At 49.5% G+C, this 10,553-nt stretch carries 11 protein-coding genes; 10 read left to right on the top strand and 1 reads right to left on the bottom strand.

The window, feature by feature from the left end; genetic code table 11:
- Positions 1-42 precede the first annotated feature (42 nt).
- The 5 genes from BLA28_RS34740 to BLA28_RS29295 all read left to right on the top strand — a co-directional run bounded on the left by BLA28_RS34740 (position 43) and on the right by BLA28_RS29295 (position 3,405).
- Positions 43-156 (top strand): AMMECR1 domain-containing protein, encoded by a 114-nt coding sequence (locus tag BLA28_RS34740; protein WP_278336452.1) that lies wholly within the window; start codon positions 43-45, stop codon positions 154-156.
- 211 nt (positions 157-367) lie between these two features.
- Entirely contained in the window at positions 368-952 is a 585-nt protein-coding gene (locus BLA28_RS29310) for an AAA family ATPase (protein ID WP_169897318.1), read from the top strand.
- Positions 915-1,340 carry an MmcQ/YjbR family DNA-binding protein gene (locus BLA28_RS29305; RefSeq protein ID WP_069153134.1) on the top strand — a complete coding sequence of 142 codons (426 nt, stop codon included), beginning with the start codon at positions 915-917 and terminating at the stop codon, positions 1,338-1,340. The genes BLA28_RS29310 and BLA28_RS29305 overlap by 38 nt, the downstream gene beginning before the upstream one ends.
- Positions 1,301-2,380, top strand: a complete 1,080-nt coding sequence (locus BLA28_RS29300; RefSeq protein ID WP_069157233.1) for an immunity protein Imm33 domain-containing protein — start codon at positions 1,301-1,303, stop codon at positions 2,378-2,380. The genes BLA28_RS29305 and BLA28_RS29300 overlap by 40 nt, the downstream gene beginning before the upstream one ends.
- Before the next feature lie 65 nt (positions 2,381-2,445).
- Positions 2,446-3,405, top strand: a complete 960-nt coding sequence (locus BLA28_RS29295; RefSeq protein ID WP_009253201.1) for a Gfo/Idh/MocA family protein — start codon at positions 2,446-2,448, stop codon at positions 3,403-3,405.
- 59 nt (positions 3,406-3,464) lie between these two features.
- Here the strand turns inward: BLA28_RS29295 and BLA28_RS29290 are convergent, their stop codons facing one another.
- Complete coding sequence (locus tag BLA28_RS29290; protein WP_069157234.1) at positions 3,465-4,259, bottom strand: nucleoside phosphorylase; 795 nt, start codon at positions 4,257-4,259, stop codon at positions 3,465-3,467.
- Positions 4,260-4,502: 243 nt separating this feature from the next.
- Between BLA28_RS29290 and glnA the strand changes: the two genes are divergently transcribed.
- From glnA to BLA28_RS29265, 5 genes are all read left to right on the top strand, one after another.
- Positions 4,503-5,930, top strand: a complete 1,428-nt coding sequence (glnA, locus tag BLA28_RS29285) for a type I glutamate--ammonia ligase (RefSeq protein ID WP_069157397.1) — start codon at positions 4,503-4,505, stop codon at positions 5,928-5,930.
- A gap of 123 nt (positions 5,931-6,053) precedes the next feature.
- Complete coding sequence (gene amrA / locus BLA28_RS29280; protein WP_069157398.1) at positions 6,054-7,460, top strand: AmmeMemoRadiSam system protein A; 1,407 nt, start codon at positions 6,054-6,056, stop codon at positions 7,458-7,460.
- Positions 7,444-8,319, top strand: coding sequence for an AmmeMemoRadiSam system radical SAM enzyme (amrS, locus tag BLA28_RS29275; protein ID WP_069157235.1), 876 nt, complete (start codon positions 7,444-7,446; stop codon positions 8,317-8,319). Before amrA ends, amrS begins: the two co-directional genes overlap by 17 nt.
- A gap of 98 nt (positions 8,320-8,417) precedes the next feature.
- The gene (locus BLA28_RS29270) at positions 8,418-9,056 is read left to right on the top strand and encodes a TetR/AcrR family transcriptional regulator (RefSeq protein ID WP_069153140.1); all 639 of its coding nucleotides are present in this window, start codon (positions 8,418-8,420) and stop codon (positions 9,054-9,056) included.
- Positions 9,057-9,123: 67 nt separating this feature from the next.
- The gene (locus tag BLA28_RS29265) at positions 9,124-10,257 is read left to right on the top strand and encodes a carbohydrate kinase family protein (RefSeq protein WP_069157236.1); all 1,134 of its coding nucleotides are present in this window, start codon (positions 9,124-9,126) and stop codon (positions 10,255-10,257) included.
- Positions 10,258-10,553: the final 296 nt, after the last annotated feature.

Raw genomic sequence — 10,553 nt, 5'->3', positions numbered from 1 at the left:
ACAGGAAGGAAGGCTTCACTTACCCCGGAAGAAAAAGAAACACTGCCCCGGGAAATGACAGAGAGCAGGGCAGGTGTATTTGTATCCATCCACAAGGACGGCATGCTCCGGGGCTGTATCGGAACCAGTCTCTTTTCCCCCTCTATATGGGTATAAGAGACAACAGCAGTACTAACGCTGCAAAGGACGCAGCGTAAGGACTGGCGTTTTTAAACGCCCCTTACAGGAATCACTGACTGCCCGAAGGCGGCCGCCGGATGAGCCACGGCAGCGGCACGGGATCAAAGCCGGAGGAAAGAACCCGCTGTCTCAGGCGGCACTCACTTTTTTGTCTGCGTCCAATATGAATATGGAAAGAGGAATGGAAATGAAGCGACTGATATTACTATGCGGTGCAAATGGAATCGGGAAATCCACGGCGAGCGCTGAACTGATGAAAAGGCTGCCGCATTCCTCCTATATTGACAGTGATTATTGCCGGATGACCAATCCTCCCATATTTAATGAGGAGCTGATTCGGCTGAATTATAAAAATATCCTCGCTATGATGGAGAATTCCTTTGCCTGCGGGGAAATACAGAATGTCATATTTCCATTTGGTTTTCACGGACACAGGAAACAGTTGTTTGATGCCTTGTTGGAAGAACTCCGACAGAAAGGTATCTCTTTTGAATTGGTACCAGTATTGCTGTACTGCGGGGAGGAAGAAAATGTCCGCAGGGCCAGGGCTGACGGACGGGATGAGGAAAGGATCCGGCGGGGGATCCGTAATTCCAGGGCCGTTTATGAGAATGTGGATTTTCCCCGGATCGATGTGACGGATATGACGGCGGAAGAAACCGCGGAGGAGATCCTGAAGATTATCGGAACCGGAAATGAAGAAGAAACCGGAAATGCGGTTATGGGGAGTATGGGTGAAAACAGAGGATATAAAGGCCTATTGCCAGAGTAAAAACAGGGCTTATGAGGATCATCCTTTTGGGGATATTCCTGTCTGCTATAAGCTGAACGGGAAGATATTTGCACAGATTTATCCTCTCGAAGAGGAGCGGAAGATTACATTAAAATGCAGTCGTGATGCGGGGGATTTTTACCGTCAGGTTTATCCGGGCATCGTTGTGAGAGGGTATCACTGCCCTCCCGTGCAGCAGCCTTTTTGGAATACGGTGTACCATGACAGGCTCCCGGATGAGGAACTGCTCAATATGATTGACCATGCCTATGAACAGGTGCTGCATTCATTCAGCAGAAAGGTGCAGAAGGAGCTGGAAACGGAGCCTTCGGAAACAGGGGAAGAGGAATGTTCGGATTTGGAAAAAAAGAAAAGAAAAAAGAACTGAAACAATACATAACGGGAGCAGGAGCCTGTGTGGTGACCAAATCGGTTTTAAACGGTGAGACGGGACTGAAATGGCTTTTCCGAGAAACGGATGGGATCGGAAACGGATGGGTTGCACTGGGAGAGTCCGATACCCAGGCTTATGTGGATGACGCGGCTAATTATGCTATTGTGGATTTTAATACGCTGGCCAATATTGAGCCCGCGGTGCTGAATATCCTGCATATGCCGGCAGGAGCGGATCTGGAATTTAAACCGGATCCATCCGGCGGTTATTTTGTGGATACCGTAAATGGGAAAGAAATCCGGGAACCCGTGAAGGCGCCAATCCAGGAAGCCTTTGAGCAGAATTTGAAGTATCTGAATAAGGAAAGTTATCCGGCGGAGGAGCTGCTGAGATATTTTCATGGGAAAGGTGATATGCGCATCTTTTGTATGGGTGAGGCAGACTTCCCCAGCGGGGAGATTATCATAGCGGATCCGCTTGTTTATCTGGGAAACGATAAATACACGGAGCCGTTGAACCGGAAAATTCCGGCAGGCTCTTATCCTGTGGAACTGGCGATCTTAGACTCCCCTGTTGCGGGGCTTCGGATTGCTGCTGCCAGATTGAAAATCCGGGAAACGGATATCTGCCGCTATGAGATCGCCATGCCGGCGGGAACGACGGCGGCTCAGTATAACCAGCCGGGGATTTTCGCGGGCTTCGGCGTGGATGCCGGAATGGCATGCTTCTGTGACGCTGCGGCGGCAAAGGAATTCGGAGAGTTTTCCGACGGATGGCATCAGCAGAATCCGGGGAAAAACCAGTATGATGACTATTTTGCACAGCTGTTCCGAAGCAGCTATGAAGCTTATCCCGATGTACAGCGGGAGGACGGGGATTTTATTGAGTGGGCGGTGCCCGGATACGGACACCGGATTGCCATGTTTGCCAGCGGACTGGGAGATGGATTGTATGCCGGCTATTGGGGCCTTGATGCCGGGGAAGAGGTGACGGAGCTGATCATACCTTTTATGAACCCTGATTATTTTTCCTGACCGCTGCCATAATGTATGTGGGAGCAGAGAAGGACTTATAATATAATTTTTATGGAGGAAGAACTATGAAAAATTTCAGATTTGCCATTATGGGTGCGGGAAATATCGCCAATAAATTCTGCGATGCGGTAAAACGTATGGGAGATTGTGAAGTGGCGGCAGTTGCAAGCAAGTCCATGGAACGTGCGAAGGGCTTTGCGGAGAAAAACGGCATTAAGGCCGCTTACGACAGCTATGAAAAGATGCTGGCGGAAGAAAAGCCGGACTGCGTTTATATCGCGGTAACCCAGGATGCCCATTACGCACTGTGTATGCTCTGCCTGGATTATAAAACACCGGTTTTGTGTGAAAAAGCCATGTTTTTAAACAGCGCCCAGGCGGAAGAAGTATTATCAAGGGCTGAAAAAGAAAAGGTTTTTGTCATGGAGGCCATGTGGAGCAGATTCCTTCCGGCTATTAAAATGGCAAAGCAGTGGATGGATGAAGGAAAAATAGGGACTCCCTCCTTCATTGATACGGCGATCGGTTTCCTTGCGCCCGTTGACAAGGACAACCGGTATTACAGCCCTAAGCTGGGCGGAGGAGCTTCCTACGATATCACGGTATATGCCTATGAACTCACAACCTTCATGATAGAACAGCCTGTGGAAGACGTGCAGGTGTCTGCTGTCTGGAGTGATACCGGCGTGGATATCTCCGATCAGGTGACTTTGCGCTTCCCCGGTATTCTGGCGTCTCTGCGCACCAGCTTTGCGGCCGGGCTTCATGAGAGAATGGTTATTTATGGAAATGAAGGGAAAATTGTCATTCCCCACCCTCATTTTGCGGAAGAGGTATTTCTGTATGACAAGAATAATGAACTTGTGATGCGTTTCCAGGATACGGTTACGGAGAACGGCTTCCTTTATGAGATAGAGGAAGTGGCAAACTGCATCAGGGACGGAAGGACGGAAAGCCCTGTGGTTCCTCACAGCCTTACGAGGGAATGTGCAAAGCTGTTCGACCGGATTCTGGAAACCAGATAAAACGGAGTGATTTGTCTCCGTCCTATTATTTCAATACATAAAACGGTGAAGACTTTGCTTCACCGTTTTTGTATTGCTGCTGCATGTAATTCCAGGCATATTTCCAAAGCTATATCAACAAGATTTTTTCGGATCCCTTCTCTGCTGCACCAGGAACGTGAATCCCATTCGATACCGCTTAAATCATCACCGCAAAACAGTATTTGCCCTAATAATACATTCCGGAATTTTGATACTGCAAAAAATGCTGCGGCTTCCATTTCTACCGTAACACAGCCTTCGGAAACCCGCAGGTCAATTTTAGCGTCTGTTTCTCTGTAAAAGGCTTCTGTCGTCCAGGTTTTTGCATTAATATAGGGAATTTTATTCCTCTTCATGTAATTTTCCATAATGCTTACAACGTAGGGATTGCATTCGATTTCCCGTGAAGGCTCAATATAATGATACGACACCCCTTCGTCCCGGACAGCCGACCCCGGAATAACTAAATGCCCTACCTGTATTCCTTTCTGAAGAACTCCTGCAGCGCCGCAGACAATAAACTTTGAGAATCCCATGGCAATCAGTTCTTCCAGCTGGGCGGCGGAACCTGCGGCACCTAAAAAGCCCTGTGTAAGAGCAATCTTTTTACCAAGATATTCCGTTTCATAAACCGGTAACTTGACGGTACAGGAAGAAAAAACAGCGATCTGCTTTAATCGGTTGGATTTAAGCATATTTTCAATGACATCACCAAAAAAAGTGATTACGCAGCATTCCGGGCCGTCTATTTTAGAGACTGTGTTTAAAGGTTCTATTTTGGCTTTTGGACTGCTGTCATATTCTAAAATCGGAAATTCTTTTTTATCTAACATAAGTTACCCCTCCCCGGTTATGGACTTATCACTTCAAATCAATCCGTTTCATTTGGAAATAAACTATTTTTATTGTATCATATCCTAAAGTATTTGGGTATCCTTTGGGGCCGGGTTATGTAATTAAGATAGCTGCCGGGATATTTTTTTACTGCTGAAATCCTTGTAAAACACAGCCGGACAGGGTTATAATTCAGTATAGGAATAAAGCGGTACAAGCCGCAAAAAATGGGGGTAATCTTTATGGGCAAAAGTGAAAAAATCCTGCAGCTTTGCAGGGAAAATGACATCCGTATGATCGATTTCAAAATGGTGGATCTGGATGGGCGTTTCAGGCATATCACCATACCGGTGGAACGGTTCGGAGAACGTATTTTTGAATATGGAATCGGTTTTGACGGCTCCAATTACGGATATGCGCCTATTGAAAAAAGTGATATGGTTTTTATTCCTGATCCGGACAGTGCGGTGATGGATCCCTTTGTGGAAATCCCTACGCTTTCCATGACAGGGGATGTCTGTGTGATCGGGGAAAAGGAAAACAGGCCGTTTGACCAGTATCCCAGAAATGTGGCGCTGCGGGCGGTGGATTACATGAAAGCCACGGGGACGGCGGATCAGATGCTGATAGGGCCGGAATTTGAATTTTATCTTTTTGATACCGTAAATTACCAGGTGTCGCCTAACGGTTCTTTTTATGAAGTGGATACGAGACAGGCGGAATGGAATACCGGTACGGCGGAAGGCGGCCTCGGATATCAGGTGAAGCATAAAGGCGGATATCATATTGCGGCTCCCCAGGATATTTCCTATAATCTGCGCAGCAAAATGTGTATGCTTATGGAGGATTGGGGGATCCGGGTGAAATACCATCATCATGAGGTGGGCGGTCCCGGACAGCTGGAAATCGAGGTGGAGCTTGGAGAAATGGTTGACATGGCGGATAAGACCATGATTACCAAATATATTGTGAAAAATGCGGCTGCGAAGGAAGGGCGTACCGCCACGTTCATGCCAAAACCGGTTTACCAGGAAGCGGGCAGCGGCATGCATGTGCATATGCTGCTGTTCAAGGAAGGCAGGCCGGTATTTTATGATAAGGATGGCTATTCTTCCTTGAGTCAGACCGCCCACTATTTTATCGGCGGCCTGCTGAAGCATGCACCTTCCCTTTGCGCGTGGACCAATCCTTCCACGAATTCCTACAAACGTTTGGTTCCGGGATTCGAAGCTCCGGTGACCATCGGTTATGCCACGTCCAACCGGAGTGCGGTCATCCGCATACCGGCATATGCAAAAGCGCCCGAGGACAAGAGGTTCGAACTGCGGAGCCCGGATGCCACAGCCAATCCCTATTATGCCTACGCCGCCATATTGATGGCAGGGCTGGACGGCATTGAAAACCGGATCGACCCAAGCGCAAACGGCTGGGGGCCATATGATTATAACCTTTATGAGCTTTCTTCTGAGCAGCAGGCGAGGATTCAGTCTCTTCCCAAAACACTGGAGGAAGCCCTGGATGCCCTGGAAAGGGATCATGATTATTTAACGAAGAATGGAGTGTTCCCGGAAAGGCTGATTCAGATTTGGCTGGAAAGAAAAAGAAAGGAAAGCAGGACGATCAGCCAGATTCCCCATCCGGCGGAATTCGGCGCCTATTATGATTTATAGAGAGTTACAAATGGGTTGGCAGACTGGTACGGCATTGTATGAATATCACAGGAATGCTGCACCGGAAAGAGCAGAAGACGTGTGATTTTGGCAGCAGGCGCAGGCGTGCAGACAGGAGCGGAAATGACAGTGACTGCAGGTTTTATGGTTCCTCATCCTCCATTGATTGTTCCGGAAATCGGAAAAGGGGAGGAACGCGGTATCAGGGAAACGACGGAGGCTTATGAGAAAGCGGCAGGGGAAATCGCCGCGCTGAAGCCGGAAACGATTGTTGTGATATCCCCGCATACAGTGATGTACGCGGATTATTTCCATGTTTCGCCGGGAAAAGAAGCGGAAGGGGATTTCCGGCAGTTCCGGGCGGGACAAGTGAGGTTTAAGGCGGAATACGACGAGGAATTTGTCCGTTGCCTGTGCCGGAATGCCGATGCTTCGGATTTTCCCATGGGTATAATGGGAGAGCGTGAAAAGAAGCTGGATCATGGCGTGATGGTGCCTTTGTATTTTATAAATAAATATCTGAAGGAGTACCGCCTTGTCCGCATAGGGCTGTCCGGCTTGTCCAAAGCCGATCATTATCGGGCGGGAATGCTTATCGAAAAGACAGCAAACCAGCTGGGGCGTCGCACGGTGGTGGTCGCCAGCGGGGATTTGTCCCACAGGCTGAAGGAGGACGGCCCTTACGGGTACAGGGAAGAGGGGCCTGCTTATGATCAGAGGATTATGGAAACCATGGGAAAAGCCGCTTTCGGCGAGCTGCTGGATTATCCGGAAAGCCTTTGTGAGAAAGCGGGGGAATGCGGGCACCGTTCCTTTACCATGATGGCGGGCTGCCTGGACGGAAAAGCCGTCAGTACCGAAAAACTGTCTTATCAGGGGCCGTTCGGCGTAGGCTACGGCGTATGTACGTTCCATGTGACGGGCAGGGATGAAACGCGCCGTTTCCTGGAGCAATATACCCTGAAGCAACAGCAGGATATGCAGGCCCGGAAGAAAAAGGAGGACTGCTATGTCCGTCTGGCAAGAAAATCCCTGGAAACCTTTGTACGGACAGGAAGGAAGGCTTCACTTACCCCGGAAGAAAAAGAAACACTGCCCCGGGAAATGACAGAGAGCAGGGCAGGTGTATTTGTATCCATCCACAAGGACGGCATGCTCCGGGGCTGTATCGGAACCATTGCCCCGGTTGCCGGCTGTGTGGCGGAGGAAATCCTGAGGAATGCGGTGAGCTCCGGTACGGAGGATCCCCGTTTCCCTCCTGTTGAGAAGGAAGAACTGGATACCCTGGTGTACAGCGTGGATGTGCTTGGCCCGCCGGAACCGGTTTCTTCACCCGGAGAACTGGATGTAAAAAAATACGGGGTGATAGTGACAAAAGGGAGAAAGCGGGGACTCCTGCTGCCGGATTTGGAAGGGGTGGACACTGTGGAGGAGCAGATCGCCATCGCCAGGAGAAAGGCGGGAATCGGGGAAGAGGACACGGTGACGCTGGAACGTTTTGAGGTCATACGCCATGGAGAGAAGGGATAGTGTGAAAGAAAGCAGAGGCCGTAGTGCGGAAGAACGGGAAATCATCTGCCCAGTCTGCATGCATCACTGCAGGCTCAGGCCGGGACAGACCGGAAGCTGCCGTGCCAGGGCCAACAGGGGAGGAGTGAGCAGCTCCCTTTCTTATGGAAGGATAACTTCCCTCGCCCTGGATCCGATTGAGAAAAAGCCGTTAGCCATGTTTGAACCGGGAAGCCGGATATTATCGGTTGGAAGCTATGGCTGTAATTTAAGCTGTCCTTTCTGCCAGAATTATGAAATTTCCATGTGTGCCGCGGATGCGGAAACCGTCCGTCTGTCTCCGGAAGAGCTTGCGGGGAAAGCCGCAGAGCTGAAGGAAAAAGGAAATATCGGGGTGGCGTTCACCTATAACGAGCCGATGATTGGTTATGAATATGTGCGCGATACGGCCCGGATTGTCCGTGCGGCAGGAATGAAAAATGTGGTGGTGACCAATGGGAGCGTGACGGAGGAGATATTGGAGGAAGTGCTTCCCTTTGTGGATGCTATGAATATCGATCTGAAAGGCTTTACAGAGGATTTTTACCGGAAGCTGGGCGGGGATTTGGAAACGGTAAAACGTTTTATCCGCCGGGCAGCTGCTTCCTGCCATGTGGAATTGACCACCCTGATCATTCCCGGGGAAAATGACACTCCGGAGCAGATGAGGGAGCTTTCTGCCTGGACAGCCGGGATAGACAGAAATATTCCTCTTCATGTAACCCGGTTTTTCCCAAGGTGGAAAATGACGGACAGGCCGCCGACCAGGGTACGTACGGTATATGAACTGGCGGATATCGCCCGGGAAAGGCTGGCTTATGTTTTTACCGGCAATTGCTGATAACTGAAACAGAGTACGCTGTCATGGCTTGACAGAAGATGACGGAAGAACTATAATGACCAAAATTAAATAAATAGTCAAAAAAAGAGGTGATGCCCTTGCCCAAAACTTATTCGGAACAGGAAAGAGAATATATTGACAAACGCCTTCGGGAGGAGGCTATGAACTGCATGGCCGCCTATGGGATCAGGAAAACCACGGTAGATGAACTGGTCAGGCGGGTGAGGATTCCCAAAGGGACCTTTTATCTGTTTTATGAGTCCAAAGAACAGCTCCTTTTCCAGGTGCTGATGGAATTCCATAAAACGATAGAAAAGCAGCTGCTGGAAAAAGCGGAGAGCCTGGCAGGAAGAAAGCCGGATGTGGAAGCAGTGACGGATATGCTTATGGATTTTTTTATGAAAGCGGATGAAGCTCCTGTTATACGGCTGATGACTTCCGGGGAACTGGAAATCCTGGCCAGAAAGCTGCCAAAGGAGGAACTGTTGGCTCATTTTACGGAGGATGCCGGAATGGTGGAAACTGTTGTCGGAAAGCTGTTTCCGGCAGGCAGTGAGTGTGCGCCGGAACTGGCGGATCAATTCGGCGGAGCCTTCCGTAACATTTTTACGGCAATGGTTTACAGCCATGAAGGCGGCAAAGCGGCAGATCCCGGAGCCTTACGTCTGCTAATCAGAGGTCTTGTGCTGCAGCTTTTTGAAAGAGAGGCGGCGCTGCCGGATAATCAGGGAAACTGAATTCGGCTGTCGGGTAAAGCTCCGCTTTGCCTGCTGCCTGTTTTGAGACTGAAAGGAAGATGCTGATATGAAGAAAAAAGTCATCGCCGCAGGTCATATCTGCCTGGATATCACACCCGTTTTTCCAGAGAAAACCGTATCGGCTGTAACGGATATCCTTCTTCCGGGCAAGCTGATCCAAATGGGAGATGCCAGAATACATACAGGGGGAGCTGTGGCCAATACAGGTCTGGCCATGAAGCTTCTGGGTGCAGATGTTTCCCTTATGGGGAAAATAGGGAAAGATACGTTTGGAGAGATAGTCGTCAGTCTGTTATCCAAATATGATGCGGACGCAGGTATGATTCGCACAGATCAGGCGTCCACATCCTATTCAGTAGTTCTGGCAATTCCGGGCATTGACCGTATTTTCCTGCATAATCCCGGGGCCAATGATACCTTTTGCGCGGAAGATATTCCGGAAGAGGCCTGGCAGGATACCGCTCTTTTTCATTTCGGCTATCCTCCTCTTATGCGTTCCATGTATGTAAATGGAGGTATGGAGACGGTCCGTATCATGAAGAAGGCAAAGGAAATGGGCTGCGCCACTTCCCTGGATATGGCGGCTGTTGATTCCGAATCAGAGGCAGGGAAGGCGGACTGGAAGGAAATCCTGAGAAATACTCTGCCTTACGTGGATTTTTTCGTGCCGAGTGCGGAAGAGCTCTGCTACATGCTGGATCGGGAACGGTTTGCGCTGTGGCAGGAACGGGCGAAGGGCGGAGATATCACGGAAATTCTCAATGTGGAGGAAGATATCCGGCCCCTGGCGGAGCAATGCATGGCATATGGCGCTAAAATCCTTCTCATAAAATGCGGGGCGGCGGGTATGTATTACCGTACTGCATCGGAACATGTTTTGTCGGAGGTTGGGAAGAGGGCGGAGCTTGATACGGCAGGCTGGGCCGGACAGGAAGGATTTGAAGCAAGCTATGTCCCGGAGCGTGTGCTGTCTGCCGCCGGGGCGGGAGATACGAGCATTGCCGCTTTTCTCACAGCGATGCTGGACGGGTATCCATTGAAAAACTGTTTGCAGCTGGCGGCGGCCACCGGTGCGTCCTGTGTGGAGGTATACGATGCATTGAGCGGGATAAAGCCCTTTCCAAAACTGCAGGAAAAGATTTCGGCAGGATGGAAGAAAAACGATAATCAGCGTATTTAATAAACGCGGTATGGTGTTGAAAAATGCCGTACCGTGTTATTTTTTTGCTGGTTTCTTACGAATAAGACAGGGCAAAAGGAGAACAGAACCGGCTGAAGGATTCCTTCTGCATTACGGAGAACAGTTATACCGATGGGAAAAAGAGGGCTTTCCGGGCGGAGTGATTCAAAATTCATATAAAAGCAGTTGACTATACAGATAAATAATATTATAATGACTATGTTGTTTAAAATGGTCAAAAAAAGCAACCTGAAGTAGCTGTCAAGATGCGCTCAGTACAGGGATCTGAAAAGATG

The sequence above is a fragment of the Eisenbergiella tayi genome, from assembly GCF_001881565.1.
GTDB classification, from domain to species: Bacteria; Bacillota; Clostridia; order Lachnospirales; family Lachnospiraceae; genus Eisenbergiella; species Eisenbergiella tayi.
The sequence above is the reverse complement of the archived record's forward strand: the minus strand, read 5'-3'. Positions and strand labels throughout refer to the sequence as shown.

Excerpts from the sequence above, each read along its gene's own strand:
- BLA28_RS29295 (WP_009253201.1), top strand. The coding sequence starts at position 2,446 with ATGAAAAATTTCAGATTTGCCATTATGGGTGCGGGAAATATCGCCAAT.
- BLA28_RS29300 (WP_069157233.1), top strand. The coding sequence starts at position 1,301 with ATGTTCGGATTTGGAAAAAAAGAAAAGAAAAAAGAACTGAAACAATAC.
- BLA28_RS29265 (WP_069157236.1), top strand. The coding sequence starts at position 9,124 with ATGAAGAAAAAAGTCATCGCCGCAGGTCATATCTGCCTGGATATCACA.
- amrA (WP_069157398.1), top strand. The coding sequence starts at position 6,054 with ATGACAGTGACTGCAGGTTTTATGGTTCCTCATCCTCCATTGATTGTT.
- glnA (WP_069157397.1), top strand. The coding sequence starts at position 4,503 with ATGGGCAAAAGTGAAAAAATCCTGCAGCTTTGCAGGGAAAATGACATC.
- BLA28_RS29310 (WP_169897318.1), top strand. The coding sequence starts at position 368 with ATGAAGCGACTGATATTACTATGCGGTGCAAATGGAATCGGGAAATCC.
- BLA28_RS29290 (WP_069157234.1), bottom strand. The coding sequence starts at position 4,259 with ATGTTAGATAAAAAAGAATTTCCGATTTTAGAATATGACAGCAGTCCA.
- amrS (WP_069157235.1), top strand. The coding sequence starts at position 7,444 with ATGGAGAGAAGGGATAGTGTGAAAGAAAGCAGAGGCCGTAGTGCGGAA.